Here is a 23,017-nt window from a genome sequence, read left to right on the forward strand (position 1 = left end):
TTAACTATTTTTATTTACTGCCTGGATAAAAATATCATTGGCACTTGGTATTAATTCAACAAAATGCTGCACTTGTCCTTGGGTTGTTAAAAAAGATAATAAATCATTTGCTGAGTTTCCTTTTGTTAACTGTACATTTAATTTTAAACCATCATTTAATAATTTAAAATCAGCTGGTAAGACATTAAAACTTTCTTTTAACTTCGTTTCAACCTCTTTTGGATTTGCGGTGTTTACACCAACTTGAAAGGTATTTGTTCTAAAATCCTTTTTTACATCATCTAATTTACCATCTAAAATTTTATTAGATTTATCAATTAAAGCAATATAATCACACATTTCTTCAACAGACTCCATTCTATGGGTAGAAAATATGATAGTAGCTCCTTCATCACGTAATTGTAAAATTTCTTTAGCAATTAATTGTGCATTTATAGGATCGAAACCAGAGAAAGGTTCATCAAAAATTAATAATTTAGGCTGATGTAATACTGTTACTATAAACTGTATTTTCTGCGCCATTCCTTTAGAAAGTTCTTCAATTTTTTTATTCCACCAAGCACCAATATCAAATTTATCAAACCAATATTTCAATCGCTTTTTGGCTTCCGATTTACTCAATCCTTTTAATTGTGCTAAATACAAAGCTTGCTCTCCAACTTTCATCGATTTATACAAACCTCTCTCTTCTGGTAAATAACCAATATATTCTATATGATTGGGCGCTAATTTTTCTCCGTCTAAAATAATCTCCCCACTATCTGGCATTGTAATTTGATTTACAATCCTAATTAAAGATGTTTTTCCTGCTCCGTTAGGCTCTAAAAGTCCAAAAACACTTCCTTTAGGTATTTGTAATGACACATTGTTTAATGCTGTATAATCGCCATAACGCTTTACTACATTATTAATTTCTAATAAATTACTCATCGATTTCATGATTTATTTACTGCTGTTTCTCTAGAACCAGTAATGACAAACTTACATATTTTTATACTGATTAGTAACTACTTTACCACAAACGTTACATATTAATTGAATGTTAAATTTACTATGCATGCATAACTTTTTTCAAATTTACTATGCATGCATAATAAATTTTTATATCTTTGGCTTCACATGGATAAAGATAAATCGATAGATCATCAACTTAGAGCCACTTGGCAAGCTGTTGCAAAAATGTACAACGAACAAGCTGCAAAGCATGACAGTACGATGGCAACTGCTTTTGTTTTATTGAATATAGATTTTGAAAACGGAACTCCATCAACTGCTTTAGGTCCTTTAATGGGAATGGAACCAACAAGTCTTTCTAGATTATTAAAAACAATGGAAGATAAAGGGGTTATTTGTAGAGAAAAAAGCCCTACTGACGGAAGAAGTGTCATCATAAAACTAACAGTTTATGGTAAAGAAATGCGTGAAATTTCTAAAGGACATGTATATCAATTTAACAACGAAGTACGAAAACACATTACTGAAGAAGAATTGGATTTATTTTTTAAAGTAACAACCACCATAAACAAACTTATTACAGAAAAAACGGTATATAACGATACTAATAAAAAAGCTGTATAAAAACAAACCTATAAACAAATGACAAGAAGAATTAAAAAAGTAGCAATCGTCGGTTCTGGAATTATGGGAAGCGGTATTGCTTGTCATTTTGCTAACATTGGCGTTGAAGTCTTATTATTAGACATCGTTCCTAGAGAACTTAACGACAAAGAAAAGGCAAAAGGACTTACGTTAGAAGACAAAGCTGTTCGTAATCGTTTGGTAAATGATGCGTTAACTGCTTCTTTAAAATCGAAACCATCTCCTATTTATAAAAAAGAATTTGCAAGTAGAATTACTACTGGAAATTTAGAAGATGACATTGCTAAAGTTGCGGATGTAGATTGGATTATGGAAGTTGTTGTTGAACGATTAGATATTAAGAAAATCGTTTTCGGAAAATTAGAAAAACATCGTACTCCTGGTACTTTAATTACTTCTAACACTTCAGGAATTCCTATCAAATTTATGAACGAAGGAAGAAGTGAAGATTTTCAAAAACACTTTGCAGTAACGCACTTTTTTAACCCTCCTCGTTATTTAAAATTATTTGAGGTTGTTCCTGGATCAAACTGTAAGCGAGAAGTTACTGACTTCTTAATGGATTATGGTTCTAAATTTTTAGGAAAAACTTCAGTATTAGCTAAAGATACACCTGCTTTTATTGGTAACAGAATTGGAATTTTCGGAATTCAATCTTTATTTCACCAAGTAAAAGAATTAGGATTAACTGTTGAAGAAGTTGATAAATTAACAGGTCCAGTAATCGGTCGCCCGAAATCAGCAACTTTTAGAACTGTTGATGTTGTAGGTTTAGATACTTTAGTGCATGTTGCTAACGGTATTTACGAAAACTGCCCTAACGACGAAGCACACGAATTATTCAAATTACCAGGTTTCATCAACACCATGATGGAAAACAAATGGTTAGGTAGTAAAACGAAACAAGGTTTTTACAAGAAATCGGTAAATGCTGAAGGAAAGAAAGAAATTTTAACGTTAGATTTAGATACGATGGAATATCGTTCTAAAAAACGTGCAAAGTTTGCTACTTTAGAATTAACTAAAACTATTGACAAGCCAATTGATCGCTTTAAAGTATTAGTTGGTGGAAAAGATAAAGCGGGAGAATTTTACCGTAAAAACTTCGCAGCAATGTTTGCGTATGTTCAAAATAGAATTCCAGAAATTTCTGACGAATTATATAAGATTGACGATGCTATGAAAGCTGGTTTCGGTTGGGAAAATGGCTCTTTCGAAATTTGGGATGCTGTAGGTGTAGAAAAAGGTATCGAATTAATGAAAGCTGAAGGAAAAGAACCAGCTGCTTGGGTTACCGAAATGGTAGCTAAAGGGCAAACTTCTTTCTATACAGTAAAAGAAGGAGCTACTTATTATTATGATGTTCCTGCAAAAGCGCAAACTAAAAAACCGGGTCAAGATTCATTTATCATCTTAGATAATATTCGTAAAACTACTGAGGTATTTAAAAACTCAGGTGTTGTTATTGAAGATTTAGGAAACGGTATCTTAAACTGTGAATTCCAATCTAAAATGAACACTATTGGTGGCGATGTTTTAGCTGGATTAAATAAAGCAGTTGATTTAGCTGAAAAAGACTTTCAAGGATTAGTAGTTGGTAACCAAGGAGCAAACTTCTCAGTTGGTGCTAATATCGGGATGATTTTCATGATGGCTGTAGAGCAAGAATATGACGAATTAAATATGGCTATCAAGTATTTTCAAGATACAATGATGCGCATGCGTTATTCTTCTATTCCTACAATATCAGCTCCACATGGAATGGCTTTAGGTGGTGGATGTGAATTATCTTTACATGCCGATAAAGTTGTTGCCGCTGCTGAAACCTATATGGGATTAGTAGAGTTCGGAGTTGGAGTTATTCCTGGTGGTGGTGGTTCTAAAGAAATGGCATTACGTGCATCAGACACTTTCCGTACAGGAGATGTTCAATTAAATGTATTGCAAGAATATTTCTTAACCATTGGTATGGCTAAAGTAAGTACTTCTGCTTACGAAGCTTACGACTTAGGTTTATTACAAAAAGGAAAAGATGTTGTTGTTGTAAACAGAGAACGTCAGATTGCTGAAGCTAAAAAGCATGCAATATTAATGGCAGAAGCTGGTTACACGCAACCTGCTACTCGTAAAGATGTATTAGTACTTGGTAAACAAGCATTAGGTGCATTTATGGTAGCTACCGATTCTATGCAAGCAAGTAAGTTTATCTCAGAACACGATCAAAAAATTGCAAATAAATTAGCCTACGTAATGGCTGGTGGAGATTTATCAGAACCAACAAAAGTTTCTGAACAGTATTTATTAAACTTAGAACGCGAAGCATTTTTAAGTTTATGTACAGAGCGCAAAACATTAGAGCGTATTCAACACATGTTAAAAACTGGTAAACCATTAAGAAACTAAAAGATGAAAACAGCATATATAGTAAAAGGATATAGAACCGCCATAGCAAAGTCTAAAAGAGGTGCGTTCAGATTTAAAAGAGCTGATGAGTTAGCTGCTGAAACTATCGAATATATGATGGAGCAGTTACCTGATTTTGACAAAAGTCGTATTGATGATGTAATCGTTGGTAATGCAATGCCAGAAGGTTCTCAAGGTTTAAACATGGCTCGTTTAATTTCTTTAATGGGATTAAAAACTGAAGATGTTCCTGGAGTAACCGTAAACCGTTTTTGTTCATCAGGAATAGAAACTATTAGTATGGCAGTTGCAAAAATTCAATCAGGAATGGCTGAATGTATTATTGCAGGTGGAGCTGAAAGTATGAGTTCGGTACCAATGACAGGTTTTAAACCAGAATTAAACTACGACACGGTTGCTGCAGGTCATGCAGATTATTACTGGGGAATGGGAAATACTGCAGAAGAAGTTGCCAATAAGTACAATATTTCTCGTAAAGACCAAGATGAGTTTGCTTTACAATCTCATTTAAAAGCATTAAAAGCACAAGAAGAAAACCGTTTTCAAGATCAGATAGTACCAATTAAAGTTGAAGAAACTTATGTTGATGCAAAAGGAAAACGTGCAACAAGAGAATATACAGTAACTAAAGATGAAGGACCTCGTAAGGGATCAAACATTGCTGGCTTAGAACGTTTACGTCCTGTATTTGCTACAGGCGGAAGTGTTACTGCTGGTAACTCATCTCAAACAAGTGATGGTGCTGCATTTTTAATGGTTATGAGTGAAGATATGGTGAAGGAATTAAACTTGAAGCCAATTGCTCGTATGGTAAGTTATGCTGCCGCTGGTGTTCCTCCTAGAATTATGGGAATCGGACCTGTAGCTGCAATTCCAAAAGCATTAAAACAAGCAGGATTAAAACAAGAAGATATTAGCTTAATTGAATTGAATGAAGCATTTGCTTCTCAATCATTAGCTGTAATTCGTGAATTAGGATTAGATGCAGATATCATTAACGTAAATGGTGGAGCAATTGCATTAGGACATCCACTAGGTTGTACTGGTGCTAAATTATCAGTTCAATTATTTGATGAAATGCGCAAGCGTAATATGCAAGGGAAATATGGAATGGTAACGATGTGTGTAGGTACTGGGCAAGGTGCTGCTGGTATTTTCGAATTCTTAAACTAACAAAAAAACAAAACAAAAATGGCAGATTTATTAAGAGGAGGTCAATTCCTAGTTAAAGAAACAAAGTGTGAAGATATTTTTACTCCAGAAGATTTTTCTGAAGAGCAAAAAATGATGAAAGAAGCGGTTATGGAATTTAACGATCGCGAAATCATTCCTCACAAAGAACGTTTTGAAAAGAAAGATTATGCTTTAACCGAAGAGACTATGCGTAAAGCTGGTGCTTTAGGTTTCTTAGGTGTTTCAGTTCCTGAAGCTTATGGCGGATTAGGAATGGGATTTGTTTCTACCATGTTAACTTGTGATTATATTTCAAGTGGAACAGGTTCTTTTAGTACTGCTTTTGGTGCACATACAGGTATTGGTACTATGCCAATTACTTTATACGGTACCGAAGAACAAAAACAAAAATTTGTTCCTGCTTTAGCAATGGGTGAGCGTTTTGGTGCTTACTGTTTAACAGAGCCAGGTGCTGGATCGGATGCTAACTCTGGTAAAACTACTGCTGAGTTAACTGAAGACGGAAAAAACTATAAAATTAACGGTCAAAAAATGTGGATTTCTAATGCAGGTTTTGCAGAAGTGTTCATTGTATTTGCTCGTATTGGTGACGATAAAAATATTACTGGATTTATTTTAGAATATGATAAAGCAAATCCTAACGGGGTAACTTTAGGTGAAGAAGAACACAAATTAGGTATTCGTGCATCTTCTACACGTCAAGTATTTTTTAGTGATACTTTAGTTCCTGTTGAAAACATGTTATCTGTTCGTGGTGGTGGATTTAAAATTGCCATGAATGCATTAAACGTAGGACGTATTAAATTAGCAGGAGCTTGTTTAGATTCTCAAAGAAGAATAATTACTCACGCTACACAATATGCCACTGAACGTAAACAATTTAAAACACCTATTGCAGAATTTGGAGCTATTAAATTAAAATTAGCAGAAATGGCTGCTAATGCTTATGTAGGTGAATCTGCATCATACAGAGCTGCTAAAAACATTGAAGACAGAATTGCTATTCGTGAATCTGAAGGAAACTCTCATCAAGATGCTGAATTAAAAGGTGTTGAAGAATACGCTATTGAATGTTCTATCTTAAAAGTTGCTGTTTCTGAAGATGTACAATCTTGTGCTGACGAAGGAATTCAGATTTTCGGAGGAATGGGATTCTCTGAAGAAACTCCAATGGAATCTGCTTGGAGAGATGCTCGTATTGCTCGTATTTACGAAGGAACTAACGAAATTAACAGATTACTTTCTGTTGGTATGTTAGTAAAGAAAGCAATGAAAGGTCATGTTGATTTATTAGGACCAGCAACAGCTGTTGGTAACGAATTATTAGGTATTCCTTCTTTTGATACCCCTGATTATTCTGAGTTATTTGCTGAAGAAAAAGAAATCATCGCGAAGCTTAAAAAAGTATTCTTAATGGTTGCCGGTGGTGCCATTCAAAAATATGGTCCTGAATTAGAAGAGCACCAACAATTATTAAATGCTGCTTCTAATATTTTAATTAAAGTGTACATGGCAGAATCTGCAATTTTAAGAACTGAAAAGAATGCAAAGCGTTCTGGTGAAGCTTCTCAAAAAGAGCAAATTGCTATGACGCAATTATATTTATATAATGCAGTAGATGTTATCATCAAAAATGCTAAAGAAGGAATCGTTTCTTTTGCTGAAGGTGATGAGCAACGTATGATGTTAATGGGACTTAAGCGTTTTACAAAGTATGCAAACTACCCTAACGTAGTTGAGTTACGTAATACAATTGCAGAAAAATTAAAAGCAGAAAATAAATACTGTTTCTAATAATAAATTACAGTTTACATATTGTAAGCTGTTAAAAAACTTCTATAACTTTATAGGTTTTAGAATTTAGTTGTTTGTTTAAAAGACCGTCAAATTAATTTTTGGCGGTCTTTTTGTTTTGACATATCAAAAACTTATATTACTTTTAAATTCATAAAAAAAACTTCCTATTTAAACTTAAAGCTGAACAAGCTAAAAGTAAATTAAGTGAAATAAAACTAGGCATATAACGTATTATCATTTAATTTCAACTCTAAATACCACTATTATACAATCGATGAAAATCTCATTTTTAGAAATTTTTGCACTTATTGCTATACTTCATTGTTTTACGCTAAGTTTAATTATTTTATTATCAAAATTTTTTAAAAGTCCAAATAATAAATTTTTAGGAATTACTTTGTTAATAATAGCAATTGTAGGATTGAATAATTGGTTTTGGGATATAGGAACCAATCCTGCAATTATAAATATTACAGATTTTCTTCTTTGGCAGTTTCTGTACCCTTTAACATATTTCATTTTTTTTTATAAAACATCAAGTTTGTTTATAATAAAACCTGTCAAATTAACGATTCTATTTATTCCTTTTTTAATTCTTAGTTTATCAAATACTATTATATCTTTTAGTACAGTACTTCATTTATATAATCTCCCTATATTAATTGAAAATAATATTTATTTATTTTACAAGTGTATCAGTCTTATATCTATAATTTTTCCACTTTATATGATTATACTTTCATATAAATACACTTTCATAAAAAAAAGCAATCGAAACGAAAAATGGTTAAAATATCTTTGGATAATATTTTCACTGATAATATTTTATGGAGTATTATTAGAAACATATCGATTTATATATTCAGAGAAACTACCATTAACTTATTTATGGTCCTTTTGCTCGGTATTTATTTATTGGTTAATTTACAAAGGCCTATATCAGTTTAAATTATCAAATGATCAATACGAAATACGTACTATCTTAAAAAAAAGACCAAGTAAATCTTCCGATTTTAAAGTTAATGAAAATCCACATTTTCAAAAATTAGTAATTTTACTTGAAGAAAATAAAATACATCATAACCCTAATTTAAGTAGAGATAAAGTAGCTGAAGAACTTGAGATAAGTAGTGGATACCTCTCTCAAATTATAAAAAGCAATACATCATATAGTTTTACAGAGCTTGTTAACTCTTACCGAGTAAAGAGTGTAAAAGAAATGATTAAGAGTTCAACTTTTAATCAATACAGTTTACTTTCTATTGGTTTAGAATGTGGATTCAATTCAAAAACATCTTTTTATACAAACTTCAAAAAAGAAACAGGGTTAACTCCCAATGAGTTCAGAAATAAATAGGTTCTATATTCTTAAAAGTTACTAAAACCGAACTTCAAAAAATAAATAAGCACTTAATTTTGTCCATAAATATTAAAAATTATGCACACACTTAAGAACAATTTATTTCTCTTATTTTTTATTTCAATATTCATTTGCAATGCTCAGACAAAAGTAATTTCTTTTGAGAACGTGAATGTGATACCAATGAATACCGAAACTATTCTTCTAAACCATAGAGTGATTATAAGTAATGGTAAAATCTTAAAAATAGAACCTGCTTCTCAGAAAACTACAAAAAAGATAGACATTAAAATAGAAGCCTCTGGTAAATACTTAATTCCAGGATTAGTAGAAACTCACTATCATTTACAAAATAATATTGAAAATGAATTTAAACTCTTAATTGCAAACGGTATTACATCCGCCAGAAATATGGCTGAGTACCCTGGTCAAGATCACATTAAAATAAGAGAAAATTCTAAAAAAAGAGAATCTTATCACCTCATTATTATACCACAGGATCGTATCTGAAAAGAAAAGATTTAAGCACAATAGATGCCGTTGAAAAAGTAATTAATCAACATAAAGAAAAAGGTTATGATTATTTAAAAATTGCAGATAATTTACCCAAAAATATTTATTTAAAATTATTAGAACTTGCTCAAAAAGAAAACATTGAAGTTGTAGGTCATGGTCAACGAAGATTGCCTTTAGAATTTTCTTTAAGAATGAAATCTATAGCTCACGTAGAGGAATTTATGAACATTTTTAATAGTGAACAAAAAACCTCAATAGATTTCCTTGAAAAAGCTGTAAAAGAGATTAAAACAAGTGGCATTTATGTATCTCCTACTTTAGGAATCTTCCAAATGATAAGTCGTTATTCAGATAAAAAAAAGTTCTCTATACTTATTGAAGATGACAATTTAAAATACCTTCCGAATCATTATTCAAGTTATTGGAAATCTGACAAAATAAACTATAGAACAAATTCATGGTTTACCACAAAAGAATCATTAGCGAGACTTGAAAAAGAATTAAAATGGCAAAAAGATTTCACATTAAGACTACACAATAAAGGAGTGCCATTAATGGCTGGAAGTGATACTTATGGATTATTTCTTCCTGGTTTTTCACTTCATCATGAATTAGAGCTGATACATAGCTCAGGTCTGTCAACATACGAAACCTTAAAAACAGCAACTGTAAACCCAGCTCGTTACTTAAATACTATTGCTCTAAGCGGTACAATTACTGAAGGAAAACTAGCAGATATAGTTCTTTTGGATAAAAACCCTTTAGAAGATATTAAAAATACAAAAACAATTTTAGGTGTCGTTATTAAAGGAAAATGGCTCAATAGAAAAAAACTAAATGAAATGCTACTAGAAGTTGAAAATTCTAATAATTAAATCTTAACGATACTTAAACTTTCTCTTATTTTGAGGTTTTTTTTCTGTTAAACGAAAATAAAACTCAAAATTTGTTGAAACACCAAGTAACAGCTGTATTGAAAATAATAATTTTATATACACATCACTTAAAGCTTACATTAATTTGTAAGCTTTTTATTTTTTATAAGTCTTCGTCCTACTAAAAAATCAGAAACCACTATTAAAATACACTGTTATAAATGTTAAAGAATTGTAAGTAACTTTCTTTTATTTGACTACTTAAGCAATGGAGAAAAAGTGTAACAAAATATCTAGTAACTTTTTTAAAAAAATCTAATTAACCTATCTTGCCATCTATTAAAAGGCGAATATTATGCGAGACAATAAAATGCTAAATTATATTAAAGAGGTGTTAAAAAACATGCCAACTGGTTGGTTGAGTACAACAACACATCGACTAGATATTTATGATGAAAAACTGGCTAAAACACAGTTTTTAGAACAGTTTGAAATTTTATTTACTAACAACAATTCTGAATCGATCGCATTAAATGAATTACCTACGGCGTATGATTATATTCGATTAGGGCATCCATTATCTTGTGTTTTAGAATGGGGAATTGCAAGCTTAAACAATCTAAAATCAGAAAATGTAATCAGTTTTGACTCTAAAACGATACCTGTTTTAGCTATTCTAAGAAAAAATTTAATTGCCAATAAAAATACACAAATTTGTTATTCGGGTAAATTACCAACTTGTTTCGATACTGAAATAATCAGAAATATTTACGGTTATAAATTTGAGTTAAAAAAAGTTAATAACGCAAATGAGGTTTCTGAATTTAACGGAAGTACTGTTTTTGTTTCTCAACAAGAAAAAATAACAGCAAATGGTCTTAATACAAATGTTGATTTTTTCATCAATATTTATGAAAACCTTGGAAGTACTTTACTTATTAATGGTGAACAAAATAACGCTTACATTTCGGATATTCAGCATGTAAGAAGAAGGGAAACTATTGCCATGACTCCAGCTAATTCTTTGGTTGTTTTACAATCGTTCGTTAAACAAGTTGTTATTAATAATAGTAAAAATACAGTTGACACCAACAAAACAGCTGTTTTAAACTCAATTAACACCATTACTGGCACAACCACAAAAGCACTTGTTGCTTCAAGCGGATTATCCATTCAATATGCTATTTTAATGGGATTGGTTCACGATGCTCTTGAAAAACACGAAGGAAAGACGATTCAAATTATTGTTCCTCCAAATTGTTATGGTGGTACCAATGACCAAGCAAGACGTGTTGCCGCCTGTATAAAAAATGTAACAGTTGTTGATTTACCTGTTGATGGGGATAACGATATGGTGCAAAGTATTGAAATTGTTTTAGCTGAAGCTGCATCTCAAGATGCAATACCATATATTATTGCCGAAATACCTACCAACCCAAGAGTTGAAGTTCCTGACCTTATCAAATTAAAAGAAGTTTTAAGTAAGCAACGTACAATATCTACTGGGGCTATCGCTATAGATCCTGTTTTTATATTAGATCAAACATTTTGTCCGAATGTTCATTTTTTAGGTGAAAATGAAATTCTATCAACAGTAAGAACAATTTCTTTTGCTAGTGGATCTAAATTTCCAAGTGGCGGAAAATGCACGGCAGGTTACTGTGTAGGAAATGAAAAAACTACTACTTTAATTGATAAAATAGCAATTCATCTTACACTTTGCGATAACGAAGCTACAGCGCTTCAATATGAAATATTAGCGAAGCAATTACCATCAATGAATCAACGAATTATTGATGCTTATAAAAACACACGAGAATTTGTGAATTTTATTCAGGATGTTTTACCGGCTGCTAAAATAAATTTTGTTTCAGATGAATTAGCTAGTGAAGGATTTACACCTTCTGTTTTTTCTTTAGATCTTCCAACAAAAGGAAATAACGATGAAGAAAGAGAAATTTATAAAAGGGAATTAAACTTAAAGTTAATCAATTTAATGATTAGTAAAATTCCTACTGAAAGTAAATATTGTGTAAGTTACGGACAGTTAAAAGGTTGTTATTGGACGATTCCTGCTACCTCAACACAAGGAACCACTAAAGAAGGTGATAAAGATTATATTGCTCGTGTAGCGCTTTCGCCAAACATGGATTTAGAATTACATCAAAAAGTTTTCTTAGATTTTGTTAAAAGTATTTAATTATGAATATAAATGAAGAATTTAAAACTATAGAAAATTATTTTTCTCCTAAAATAATATCCGAAGTTAATGATCAATATGTAAAGTTAGCGAAGATTAAAGGAGAAGATATTCCTTGGCATAATCATGAAAACGAAGATGAATTGTTTTATATCTCTGAAGGTTCTTTATTGATGGAAATTGAAAACGAACCGAGTTTTACAATGAACAAAGGAGATTTATTTGTTGTTAAAAAAGGAATAAATCATCGTGTTTCTGCAAAAAATGAATGTTTGATTATGTTGATTGAAAGTAAAACAACAAAACATACTGGCACTATAAAATCTGCTATTACAAAATCATTAGAAGATCAAAATTATTAAACATAAACATTCGTTTTAAGCTATAATAACAACATGATTCTGAATTTATTCCGGAATCTTATTACAATGCTAAATCCTAATTTAGGATGAGAGCCTGAAATGAATTCAGGTTGACAATTCCTATTTGTTACTGATAATCATAATATTCATAAAAAAAGAGCTTTCAAATATGAAAGCTCTTTTTTATCCTTTAATATAACTTAATTCCCTATTCTAAAGCACCTAAATAACGTTCAGCATCTAAAGCTGCCATACAACCTGAACCTGCCGCTGTAACTGCCTGACGGTATTCTTTATCTTGAATATCACCCGCTGCAAAAACTCCAGGTAAATTTGTTTTGGTTGATTTTCCTTTGGTTATTAAATACCCTACTTCATCCATATCTAAAACACCTTTAAATAAATCAGAATTTGGTTTATGTCCAATCGCTATAAAAGCTCCTGTAACAGCTATTTCTTTTTTATCTTTTGTTTGATTGTTTACAACACGAACACCTTCTACAACATCTTTCCCTAAAACCTCATCTAATTCAGTATTATATAATACTTCAATATTTGCTGTTTTATCAACACGATGTTGCATTGCTTTTGATGCTCTCATATGGTCTTTACGTACCAACATTGTAACTTTATTACAAATATTTGCTAAATATGTTGCTTCTTCAGCTGCAGTATCTCCTGCTCCAACAACAATTACATCTTGTCCTTTATAAAAGAAACCATCACAAGTAGCACATGCTGAAACTCCACCACCAATTAAACGTTGTTCACTTTCTAAACCTAAATATTTAGCAGTTGCACCTGTTGAAATAATAATTGTTTCTGCCTCTATTTCAATAGTTTCATCAACAATAACTTTATGAACACCACCAATTTCTGTACTTAAATCAACTTTAGTCACCATTCCAAAACGAACTTCTGTACCAAAACGTTCTGCTTGTTTTTGTAAATCGTTCATCATTGCAGTTCCGTCAGTTCCGTTTGGGTATCCTGGATAATTATCAACTTCAGTAGTCGTTGTTAATTGCCCCCCCATTTGCATTCCCGTATACATAACAGGTTTCATATCTGCTCTTGCAGCGTATATTGCAGCTGTATATCCTGCTGGTCCTGAACCAATAATCAAACATTTAATTTTTTCTGCCATTGTCTAAATTTTTTTGGAATTACAAATGTAATTTTTTTTTAGTTCTATTATCTTTTTTTAATATATATTTTGATTATTAGGCGATAAACTAAAGCTATATTCTTTTCTGAAAATTTTTATTCTTTTTTGTTTCAGATGTATTTATTTTTTATACATTTGCACACCGATAATTATTCGGGGTGTAGCGTAGCCCGGTCATCGCGCCTCGTTTGGGACGAGGAGGTCGCAGGTTCGAATCCTGCCACCCCGACAAAAAGTAATATCAATCACGACTAAAACCTTGTTAATCTTATGATTAACAAGGTTTTGTGGTTTTTAGACTATCATAAGAATTGAATTCATATGGTTTAATTCGGTTCACAATTCGGTTCACACTTTTAAATTCTAAAAAGTGTGAACCGAATAGACACTTAAAATACTGTAATTGAAATAGTTGATTTGACTTTCGTCTAGGTAAATGTTTAACTAAAAGACAACAACTATGAAGTCACAAAACACATCTGCTACACTCTTTTGGGTGTCTAGCACAAGAGTTAAAAATGGACAAGTTTCTGTTTATGCTCGTATTACAAGTAAACATAAGTCTAAAAAGAAAAGTTGCACTTTCTGAGTGGAACTCTTCAAAAGGAAGGGCTCGAGGAACAAAACAAGAATCTAGATTACTTAATCGGTATTTAGACCAGGTTCAAAGTAGGATATATGAGTCCTATGAGCAACTGCGTGCAGAAAAGAAATTAATCTCAGCACAAACAATTAAGGCAAGATTTTTTAGGAGAAGATGACCAAGAGTATTCATTATTAACTTTAGTCGATTACCATAACACTCAAATGTCTGAAACGTTGAATCCAAGCTTCACTACTCAAAAGTATATTAGACTTTTTCTTCAAGAAAAAAGAAAAAAAGATGACATCTATTTATCGAAACTCACATTTCGTTTTGTTGTAGATTTCGAAAAATTTCTTCGTGCACATGTTCCAGAGGACCATCAGAAACCTATGGGAAATATATCTTTTTGAGGGTAAAAAATTTTATTCTTATTGCAAGATATTTTTTTTCTACACAACATCAAACTATTATATTTTTAACTTTCAAGTAATTAGCTTATTTATCTGTATACTCTTTGATTAAGACCTCTAAACATCAATAAAATTAAGATTTACGCTTTGATTATTTAATAATCAAAAATTATATTTCTACAAAAAAAAGTCAATGCACTTATAAATAAAAGGGGATTTACCTGTAGATAATAAACACACAAAAACAACATAAAACAGTATACAAAAATAGCTCGTGCAATTTATCAATCAATGCTTGGTATTATTTTCCAATCTGTTTTAGCTATACCATCTTGAGCCACAACCGTAATAATCATACCTGAAGGATTATTTAAATCTGCTTCTTCTCCTGAATTTACAGAACTGGATGCTCCGTAAGGAATTCTAAACAAAAGATAAAAGGAGAATTAGGATAACCCTTGTTATATTCTTTTGCCCTTTTTAAGAACCTTTGTCATTAAACCTGGTCTAATCTTTTTGGTACCTAAATACGCATCGTATTTTTCGGCAAATAACAAAGCTTCTTCTAAAGTTGCAATTTTAGTGTTTTAAATTGAGTGCCTTTTCAACTTCCGACATCTAAATCTAGCAATTATTTATATGTAGAAGCAATTACATATCCTTGCTCTCTACTTTCTCTATACATTATTGGTTGATCATGAAACAAAACACACACATCCTCTGACATTACATTAACATCGATCTCTCAATATTTTACACCTATTTTAAAAGTTTCCTCTAAACTTAATAAGGTGTTTTCAGGATAAACATCAGGACACCCCCTATGTCCAACAACCTGAGAATATTTATTATCATAATTAATAAGACGGAATACTTGCATTTCCTTTAAACCCCTCCTGTTTTACTTGCTTTAAATTTACTCTTGCTAACAAATAACTTACGATACTTAATATTCTTTTAAATATTTCTGATAAGCGTAACCTATATTAATAAGTTCCTAGATTAAATTAAGATTGTTTTCTGCCTCAAAAAAAAGTAACAATATTGTTTTTTTGCTGTTTTTTTTTTAAACTCTCCTTCTTTTTATGGTTAAAAACCAAATACCTCAACCTGCTTTACGTTGTTATCCTTTTGTTTTAAAACAAATTATTTTTTTTTGAGACCTACGAACTAGCTGTTTCAAAATAAATTAAAATTTTTTTATTTTTAACCAATCTAAATAGTAATAATAATTATATTTACAGCTCTATTTAAATTTAATCTAAATAAAATTGAAGACTTTATATATAATTTCAATCTCCTTTTTCATCAGCTTTAACTGTCTTGGAAAAACATCCGATAATGACAATTTAGTGTCCTTATCTGGTAAAGTAAGTTACAAAAATGGAAATCCCGTAGAACTTGCTTTAATCTATGTCAAAAAAATAAACAGAAGTACATATACTGATAAAAATGGAAATTTTATGTTTTCTGATATACCCGCAGGAAAGTATTCGGTTTTTATAAAAGCTTTTGAAACCGATGGAATTAACATAAATGTAGATTTAAGCCATAAACCAGATCACTTAACTGTTGTTTTAAATAGTAACGAGGCAATTACATTAGATGATGTTACTATAGTTAGTAAATCTAGAGGTCATTTAATAAAAGAAAAAGGTTTTACTGTTGGCATAACAAACACTCAAAAAATGGCCGTTCAGAGTTTACAAGCTACAGAAATTTTAGGCAGAACAGCTGGTGTAAAAATAAGACAAAGTGGTGGACTCGGTTCACATACTCATTTTAACCTCAACGGACTTAGTGGTAACTCTATCCGTATATTTATTGATGGCATTCCGCTTAGAAATTATGGAGAATCTTTTTCATTATCAAGCATTCCACCTGCAATGATAGAACGTATTGAAACCTACAAAGGTGTTTTACCTGCCGAATTAACTGAAGATGCTTTAGGTGGAGGTATAAATATTATTCTTAAAAAAAGTATCGGTACACACCTTAGCGCTTCTTATTCTTATGGTTCTTTTAACACACATCAAGTTAATATAGATGGTGGTTATAGAAACCCTATTACAAATTTTAATGTTGATGTTTCAACTTTTCTTAATAGTACCAACAATAATTATAAAGTTTGGGGAGACAATGTTTATGTAGTTAACCCAAGCACAGGAAAAGTAAAATATGTAAAAGCTGAACGCTTTCATGACAAATATAAATCTAAAGGTATAAAAGCAAATATTGGGTATACTTCTAAAAAATGGGCAGATGAAATTACACTTGGTGTAATGTTATCGGATATGAAAAACGATGTACAAACAGGTCCTGTTATGGATATTGTATATGGTAACAGAAGAAGTGAGCGAAATAGTAAAATGCTTTCTTTTAAATATCGAAAAAAGAATATTCTAGTAGACGGATTATCACTTAACACCTTTAGTTCTTTTTCTCATACAGATCGTACAGTGATTGATACAGTGCCTTATATGTATAATTGGCTAGGTAAAATTATAAGAGATAATAATGGAGATCCTATTAATTGGAGAACTAACGGAGGTGAAGCTGGAGATGCCACTTTAGCTAAAAATAAAGAAATAAGTATTGCTAATAGAACTGGTCTTTATTATCAATTACACCCGCAACACAAAGTAGGTTTACATTATTTTTATAATCAATTTACAAGAGATATTGACGACCCAATGCGTCCGCAAGCAGAAAGAGATTTAACAGATACAAGACACCTTACTAAACAAATTATTAGTTACTCTTATGAAAGTAATTTTTTTGCTAAAAAACTAAAAACAAACCTATTTTATAAACAATACAAACAGCATGTAAAGTTATCTGACCCTAAAAAAGTAGGCGGAAATATTATAGCTTTCGATTATGAAAAAAAAGTGAATCATAGTGGTTACGGTGCCGCTATATCTTACGCTATAACACCAAAAATAATATTATTATCATCTGCAGAAAAAGCTTTACGAATGCCAGGTATTTCTGAATTATTAGGTAATACAAGCGAAAATATTCAACCAACTTATACTCTTTTACCTGAAACTAGTACTAATTTTAATCTTGGTTTTTTACTAGGAACTTATACCGTAAAAAAACACAGTTTTAACCTTGAAACTAACTTTTTTATAAGAGATATAAAAGATATGATTGCTAGAAGTATTAGTGGTAGTATATCTGATACTTATGGCTTTGAAAATTTAGGAAGAATTAAAAGTACAGGTTATGATGTTGAACTAAAATACAATTACAATAAGCGTTTATTTATCACCTCTAACTTTTCTAATTTTAATGCTCGCTACAATTTAAGATACGATCAATTTGGCTCAGAATACATTTATTATAAAGATAGGTTAAGAAATGCACCCTATTTAACCGCTAACACTTATATCGAATATAAATTTAACAATTTTATAAAAGAAAACTCAAAACTATCTATTAATTACAATTTCGGTTATACACATCAATTTTATAGAAACTGGGAAAGTTTAGCTAGCAAAGGAAAAGCTTATATACCTACACAAAGCCTCCACGACATAGGGATTTCGTATACAACTCCTAACAATAAAGCTACCGTAAGCTTTAACGCAAAAAACATTACAAATCAACAAGTTTTTGATAACTGGGCGATGCAAAAACCTGGAAAAGCATTTTATTTAAAACTAACATACACTCCTATTTTTTAAAAATTTTAAATCTAATTATAAATACTATCATGAAAACAAATTTATTATCAATAAGTAAATCGCTGTTATTAACAGCAACAATAGCAAGCACAATATTTATAAGTTGCGACTCTAATGATAATGTAGAAGAGAAACTACCTACAGGAAATCAAGAATTTTACAACGTTGCCTTTGGAGTAGGATCTACAGGAAATTCAGCTACTTTCGTACAAGCTTTTCCTGATTTAAAAGACGGTGCTATTTCTTTTAAAGGAGAAGGCTTTGAAGTTCCCTCTGTACGAACTGCCCGAATTTACGGTTCTCCTTCTGGAAAATTCCTCTACAACTTAAGTTATGGTGGTGGTATGCTTTATAAATATAAAATAAACGGAGCATCAAACTATACGTTATTAGATGAAACAAATGTTCAAATTGCTATGGGAACTGCATATCCTAGATGGAAAGTTCTTAATGAAAATGATGCTTTAGTACATACCATAAATACAGAAAAAATTTACGCAGATGATGTATATACCTATACTGAAGCTAAAGCGGTATTACAAAGAATTGACTTAACTGATTTATCTTTAGCAGAAAACGCAGAAGTTGCAATACCAAGAACGGATGACAATTTACATATATGGAGAATAGACAACCCAACAATTCAAGGAGGTAAAGCTTACTATGGTGTTGCTAAAAGAGGTTACGACCCAAATACAGATGAAAATGTTAGAACTGATGATTACAAAGCTACAACATTAGTTGTAGACTACCCTTCTTTAAAAAATCCTGTTTTATTAGAATCTGAAGTAGCTAAAGGCTCTACTTATGGATATAGAGCACCTGTGTATCACGTAGATGAAAATGGCGATATTTATCATTTAACTTCTAATCCTGCAAAGTTAGTGCGCATTAAAAATGGCGCTTATGATAATTCATATCAAATAGATTTATCTACCGCTTTAGGAATGACTCAAGTTGGTGCAAACGGATGGTATTATGTTGGTAATGGAATTGCTTATGCGCCCTATTATGATGCTTCGGTAGGAAGTGGTAGTGATAAAACAACTCCTTGGGGCGTTACAAGAATTGATTTATATAACAAAACCGCTGTAAAGCTAAACGTCCCTAGCAACTTATGGATGTGGTATTATCAATCTGGTGTTTTAGGAAAAGATGGTAAATTTCATATGGCTATTGCACCGCTTGGTAAAAAAGGAAATATTTATAGTTTCGACCCAAGTAATACATCTGCCAATGGCTTTACAAAAGGTGCTGAGCTTGATAATGGTGCAGACTCGTTTTATTTAGGTGTGTATTAATTAATAATTAAACTCCTTCCCCCTATAAAAAGGCTTAAGATAATTCTTAAGCCTTTTTACTTTATCCACAAAAACCACTTCTCTCTCTACTATATTTTATGTAAATTCGTGTTTATGGAATTACTTTTTTTAGGCTTAGTAGGTGGTGCGATTATCTCTTACTTTATTTTTCTTAAATTCTCGTTTGCAAGCAAAAGAAGCTTAACAGAGAAACAGTCTGTTATTTTGCTAGATAAAATTAAAAAAGTATCTAAATTAATTACTATTGAAGGTGAATTCGCCGAGATTTATCACCATGAAAATACTAAAGAGAAGTTTTTAGGGTTATTTTCTAGTAAAAAAAAGGCAATTATTTTAATTAACGCTAAAGTGCATATTGGCTTCGATTTTAGAAAGATAAAAATGCATACCGATACCAAAAACAAAGCATTAGTTTTATCTGAATTTCCGCAACCCGAAATTTTTTCTGTAGAACCAAACTTACGTTTTTATGATATTCAAAACGGATTATTAAATAAGTTTAACTCAGATGATTTAACTGAAGTAAATAAAGAAGCTAAAGAACATATTCTTCAAAAAATACCCGAAAGTAACCTAATGCAAACCGCCAACAAAGAAGCATTAGAAGCTATTTCTTTAATGGAAAACTTAGTAGAAACAATCGGGTGGAAATTAGATTATTCTACATTAGAGTTACCTCAACCATCTCAAAACCTATCAAAATAAATGCATATAGAACAGCTTAGAGATTATTGTATTACTAAAAAAGGAGTCACAGAACATTTTCCTTTTGATGATGTTACTTTAGTTTTTAAAGTAATGAATAAAATGTTTGCTTTAAGCGGATTAGATACTTGGGAAAAAGGCGAAGCAAAAATCAACTTAAAATGTAATCCTGAGCGTGCTTTAGAATTAAGAGCTGAATATGAGAGCATCAATCCTGGGTGGCATATGAATAAAAAACACTGGAATACAATTACTTTAAATAATGATGTTTCTGATGAACTTGCCTTTCAATTGATCGATCATTCTTATGATTTAATTGTAAGTGGATTAACAAAAAAATTACGCAAAGAATTAAAATCAATGTAAAATGCTAAAAGCTGATCTTAGAAAAATATATAAACAAAAGAGAAAAGAATTAACTGAGCTTGAAAAAACAAAGTTTCAAGAAAGCATATATCAGCAAATTTTCGATTTAGATTTTAACGACATCAATAATGTTCATTTGTTTTTATCAATGCAAAAATTCAATGAAATAGATACACGACCAATTATTGATTTCTTCAGAAAAAAGGATAAAAAAATTATTGTTAGTCAATGTAATTTTAAAGACGATTCACTTTCTCATTTTTATTTAAAAGAAGACACTAAAATTGCTCTAAATAAATTTGGAGTTCCCGAACCAATAAATGCAGAAGAAGTTGCGGTAACAAAAATCGACTTAGTATTTGTGCCTATGCTAATTTCTGATAAAAAAAACTACCGAGTTGGCTACGGAAAAGGATTTTATGATCGGTTTTTAGCCGACTGCAGAAAAGACACCAAAACGATTGGTCTTAATTTTTTTCCTCCAATACAAAAAATAGAAGACACACATACATTTGACGTTTCTTTACATCAAATTATTGTTCCTAAATAGAAAAATCCCACTTTGCAGTGGGATTTTTTTATAAATTATATTTCAGTAAACTATCCGTTCATAGAAATTAAAAACTCTTCATTATTTTTAGAAACTCTAATTCTATCATTAATAAACGTCATTGCTTCAACAGGATTCATATCTGCTAAATATTTACGTAATACCCACATGCGTTGTACTGTTTTCTCGTCTAATAATAAATCATCACGACGTGTACTTGATTTAATTAAATCAATTGCTGGATAAATTCTACGATTAGAAATATTACGATCTAACTGTAATTCCATATTACCAGTTCCTTTAAATTCCTCAAAGATAACCTCATCCATTTTCGAACCAGTTTCCGTAAGTGCTGTAGCTATAATTGTTAACGAACCACCGTTTTCAATATTACGAGCCGCTCCAAAGAAACGTTTTGGTTTGTGCAATGCATTGGCATCAATACCACCAGATAATATTTTACCTGAAGCAGGCGCAACAGTGTTATAAGCTCTTGCTAAACGTGTAATTGAATCTAATAAAATTACCACATCGTGCCCACATTCTACCAAACGTTTTGCTTTTTCTAAAACGATATTTGCAACACGAACATGCTTATCCGCAGGCTCATCAAAAGTAGAAGCAACTACCTCTCCACGTACATTACGCTTCATATCGGTAACCTCTTCTGGTCTTTCATCAATCAATAAAACAATTTGATATACTTCAGGATGATTTGCTGCAATTGCATTGGCAACATCCTTTAATAACATTGTTTTACCAGTTTTTGGCTGTGATACAATCATACCACGTTGCCCTTTACCTATTGGAGAAAATATATCGATAATTCTTGTAGATAATGAACTTCCTCTTTCTGCTAAGTTAAATTTCTCTTCAGAAAATAACGGCGTTAAGTGCTCAAAAGACACACGATCACGAACAATATTAGGATTTAATCCATTTATTTTTGATACTCTAATTAAAGGAAAATACTTTTCACCTTCTTTTGGCGGACGTACATTACCTAAAACAGTATCTCCGGTTTTTAATCCGAATAATTTTATTTGCGATTGCGAAACATAAATATCATCAGGTGATGATAAGTAATTATAATCAGATGAACGTAAGAATCCATAACCATCTGGCATCATTTCTAACACCCCCTCACTTTCTATAATTCCATCAAACTCAAAATCAGGATCCCTATACTTATTACCACTTTTATTATGTGATTTTTTAGTATTCTGATTTTTATGTTGTGGTTTCTTACTTGCTTCTACCTGTGCTCTTGGTCTTGGTGTCGGTGTCGCTTGTTTTTTCACTTCCGTTTGCTGCCCTGATCTAGATGCCTTTTTACTAGCCTCTACCTCTGCTCTTGGCCTTGGCCTTGGTCTCGGTCTAGGAACTGGCTTTACCACTTCAACAGGTTGTTGTTTTTCTGATGCACCTTGGTCTTTAACCTCAGTCTTCTCTACAACTTCTGTACTAATATTAGCCTTTTTTTCTAAAGGCTTTTTAACAGCTTCCTTTTTTTTATCTTTAGCGTTAACCTCAACTTTTTCAACAACCTTTTCTTTTGATTGTTTCGGGGTTTCTTCTGATTTTTCTATCCTTCTTCTTTTAGGTTTTTCCTCCACAGGCTTAGCTACATTCGCACTAGTTTCTGCTTGTGCATCTAAAATTTTATAAACTAAATCTAATTTTTTTAACTGACTTATTTTTTTTAAACCAATCGTTTTGGCAATTACCTGTAAGTCTATTAATTTTTTAGTTTTTAATTCCGAAATCTCGAACATTCGTAAAATAATTAAGTTATATATAATTCTTTATGAAAAAAGAATTTGATTGTATTAAGTTTTATTTGATTGCAATTATATAGGGGCTATATAATTATTACTTGTGCAGTTACTTA

General features: G+C 31.3%; 22 protein-coding genes and 1 tRNA gene. 17 read left to right on the forward strand and 6 right to left on the reverse strand.

Going from position 1 to position 23,017, the window contains the following annotated elements; genetic code table 11:
• Window positions 1-930 carry an ABC transporter ATP-binding protein gene (locus PG912_RS10510; RefSeq protein WP_275687497.1) on the reverse strand — a complete coding sequence of 310 codons (930 nt, stop codon included), beginning with the start codon at window positions 928-930 and terminating at the stop codon, window positions 1-3.
• Window positions 931-1,119: 189 nt separating this feature from the next.
• On the opposite strand from PG912_RS10510, the gene PG912_RS10515 reads away from it, so the two are divergent.
• The 4 genes from PG912_RS10515 to PG912_RS10530 are packed head-to-tail and all read left to right on the forward strand — an operon-like array spanning window position 1,120 to window position 7,011.
• Window positions 1,120-1,578 carry a MarR family winged helix-turn-helix transcriptional regulator gene (locus PG912_RS10515; RefSeq protein ID WP_275687498.1) on the forward strand — a complete coding sequence of 153 codons (459 nt, stop codon included), beginning with the start codon at window positions 1,120-1,122 and terminating at the stop codon, window positions 1,576-1,578.
• Between the two features lie 18 nt (window positions 1,579-1,596).
• Window positions 1,597-4,002, forward strand: a complete 2,406-nt coding sequence (locus PG912_RS10520; protein ID WP_275687499.1) for a 3-hydroxyacyl-CoA dehydrogenase/enoyl-CoA hydratase family protein — start codon at window positions 1,597-1,599, stop codon at window positions 4,000-4,002.
• 3 nt (window positions 4,003-4,005) lie between these two features.
• Entirely contained in the window at window positions 4,006-5,196 is a 1,191-nt protein-coding gene (locus PG912_RS10525) for an acetyl-CoA C-acyltransferase (RefSeq protein ID WP_260586803.1), read from the forward strand.
• An 18-nt stretch (window positions 5,197-5,214) separates the two neighbouring features.
• Window positions 5,215-7,011 carry an acyl-CoA dehydrogenase family protein gene (locus PG912_RS10530; protein ID WP_275687500.1) on the forward strand — a complete coding sequence of 599 codons (1,797 nt, stop codon included), beginning with the start codon at window positions 5,215-5,217 and terminating at the stop codon, window positions 7,009-7,011.
• 321 nt (window positions 7,012-7,332) lie between these two features.
• Here PG912_RS10530 and PG912_RS10535 read toward each other — a convergent pair whose 3' ends face one another.
• Complete coding sequence (locus tag PG912_RS10535) at window positions 7,333-7,533, reverse strand: hypothetical protein (RefSeq protein WP_260586805.1); 201 nt, start codon at window positions 7,531-7,533, stop codon at window positions 7,333-7,335.
• Window positions 7,534-7,741: 208 nt separating this feature from the next.
• Here PG912_RS10535 and PG912_RS10540 point away from each other — a divergent pair, with 208 nt between their 5' ends.
• From PG912_RS10540 to PG912_RS10560, 5 genes are all read left to right on the forward strand, one after another.
• Window positions 7,742-8,371, forward strand: coding sequence for a helix-turn-helix domain-containing protein (locus PG912_RS10540; RefSeq protein ID WP_275687501.1), 630 nt, complete (start codon window positions 7,742-7,744; stop codon window positions 8,369-8,371).
• A gap of 81 nt (window positions 8,372-8,452) precedes the next feature.
• A complete protein-coding gene (locus tag PG912_RS10545) occupies window positions 8,453-8,884 on the forward strand; it encodes an amidohydrolase family protein (protein ID WP_275687502.1) in 432 nt (143 codons plus the stop codon).
• Window positions 8,885-8,964: 80 nt separating this feature from the next.
• Window positions 8,965-9,765 (forward strand): amidohydrolase family protein, encoded by an 801-nt coding sequence (locus tag PG912_RS10550; RefSeq protein WP_408648418.1) that lies wholly within the window; start codon window positions 8,965-8,967, stop codon window positions 9,763-9,765.
• 355 nt (window positions 9,766-10,120) lie between these two features.
• Window positions 10,121-11,965: a PLP-dependent aminotransferase family protein gene (locus tag PG912_RS10555; protein WP_275687503.1), complete on the forward strand. Its 1,845-nt coding sequence runs from the start codon at window positions 10,121-10,123 to the stop codon at window positions 11,963-11,965.
• Between the two features lie 2 nt (window positions 11,966-11,967).
• A complete protein-coding gene (locus tag PG912_RS10560; protein WP_275687504.1) occupies window positions 11,968-12,327 on the forward strand; it encodes a cupin domain-containing protein in 360 nt (119 codons plus the stop codon).
• Between the two features lie 208 nt (window positions 12,328-12,535).
• Here PG912_RS10560 and trxB read toward each other — a convergent pair whose 3' ends face one another.
• Window positions 12,536-13,474, reverse strand: coding sequence for a thioredoxin-disulfide reductase (gene trxB, locus PG912_RS10565; RefSeq protein WP_275687505.1), 939 nt, complete (start codon window positions 13,472-13,474; stop codon window positions 12,536-12,538).
• Window positions 13,475-13,649: 175 nt separating this feature from the next.
• Between trxB and PG912_RS10570 the strand changes: the two genes are divergently transcribed.
• From PG912_RS10570 to PG912_RS13835, 3 genes are all read left to right on the forward strand, one after another.
• Window positions 13,650-13,724 (forward strand) — tRNA-Pro (locus PG912_RS10570).
• A 307-nt stretch (window positions 13,725-14,031) separates the two neighbouring features.
• Window positions 14,032-14,256, forward strand: coding sequence for an Arm DNA-binding domain-containing protein (locus PG912_RS13830; protein ID WP_376741008.1), 225 nt, complete (start codon window positions 14,032-14,034; stop codon window positions 14,254-14,256).
• A gap of 46 nt (window positions 14,257-14,302) precedes the next feature.
• The gene (locus PG912_RS13835; protein ID WP_408648390.1) at window positions 14,303-14,491 is read left to right on the forward strand and encodes a phage integrase SAM-like domain-containing protein; all 189 of its coding nucleotides are present in this window, start codon (window positions 14,303-14,305) and stop codon (window positions 14,489-14,491) included.
• A 284-nt stretch (window positions 14,492-14,775) separates the two neighbouring features.
• Here the strand turns inward: PG912_RS13835 and PG912_RS10575 are convergent, their stop codons facing one another.
• Together PG912_RS10575 and PG912_RS10580 are read right to left on the reverse strand one after the other, a co-directional pair.
• Window positions 14,776-14,922: a hypothetical protein gene (locus tag PG912_RS10575; protein WP_275687506.1), complete on the reverse strand. Its 147-nt coding sequence runs from the start codon at window positions 14,920-14,922 to the stop codon at window positions 14,776-14,778.
• Window positions 14,923-15,236: 314 nt separating this feature from the next.
• Window positions 15,237-15,371 carry a hypothetical protein gene (locus PG912_RS10580; protein ID WP_275687507.1) on the reverse strand — a complete coding sequence of 45 codons (135 nt, stop codon included), beginning with the start codon at window positions 15,369-15,371 and terminating at the stop codon, window positions 15,237-15,239.
• A gap of 391 nt (window positions 15,372-15,762) precedes the next feature.
• On the opposite strand from PG912_RS10580, the gene PG912_RS10585 reads away from it, so the two are divergent.
• The 5 genes from PG912_RS10585 (at window position 15,763) to PG912_RS10605 (ending at window position 21,126) form a co-directional block, all read left to right on the forward strand.
• Window positions 15,763-18,183, forward strand: coding sequence for a TonB-dependent receptor (locus PG912_RS10585; RefSeq protein ID WP_275687508.1), 2,421 nt, complete (start codon window positions 15,763-15,765; stop codon window positions 18,181-18,183).
• 29 nt (window positions 18,184-18,212) lie between these two features.
• Window positions 18,213-19,484 carry a hypothetical protein gene (locus PG912_RS10590; RefSeq protein WP_275687509.1) on the forward strand — a complete coding sequence of 424 codons (1,272 nt, stop codon included), beginning with the start codon at window positions 18,213-18,215 and terminating at the stop codon, window positions 19,482-19,484.
• 114 nt (window positions 19,485-19,598) lie between these two features.
• Window positions 19,599-20,210, forward strand: coding sequence for a DUF4230 domain-containing protein (locus PG912_RS10595; RefSeq protein ID WP_275687510.1), 612 nt, complete (start codon window positions 19,599-19,601; stop codon window positions 20,208-20,210).
• Window positions 20,211-20,576, forward strand: a complete 366-nt coding sequence (locus PG912_RS10600) for an MmcQ/YjbR family DNA-binding protein (RefSeq protein WP_275687511.1) — start codon at window positions 20,211-20,213, stop codon at window positions 20,574-20,576.
• A gap of 1 nt (window position 20,577) precedes the next feature.
• Window positions 20,578-21,126 (forward strand): 5-formyltetrahydrofolate cyclo-ligase, encoded by a 549-nt coding sequence (locus PG912_RS10605; protein WP_275687512.1) that lies wholly within the window; start codon window positions 20,578-20,580, stop codon window positions 21,124-21,126.
• A 50-nt stretch (window positions 21,127-21,176) separates the two neighbouring features.
• Here the strand turns inward: PG912_RS10605 and rho are convergent, their stop codons facing one another.
• The gene (rho, locus tag PG912_RS10610) at window positions 21,177-22,901 is read right to left on the reverse strand and encodes a transcription termination factor Rho (protein WP_275687513.1); all 1,725 of its coding nucleotides are present in this window, start codon (window positions 22,899-22,901) and stop codon (window positions 21,177-21,179) included.
• Window positions 22,902-23,017 lie beyond the last annotated feature (116 nt).

It is taken from the genome of Tenacibaculum retecalamus (assembly GCF_027941755.1).
Classification (GTDB): Bacteria; Bacteroidota; Bacteroidia; order Flavobacteriales; family Flavobacteriaceae; genus Polaribacter; species Polaribacter haliotis_B.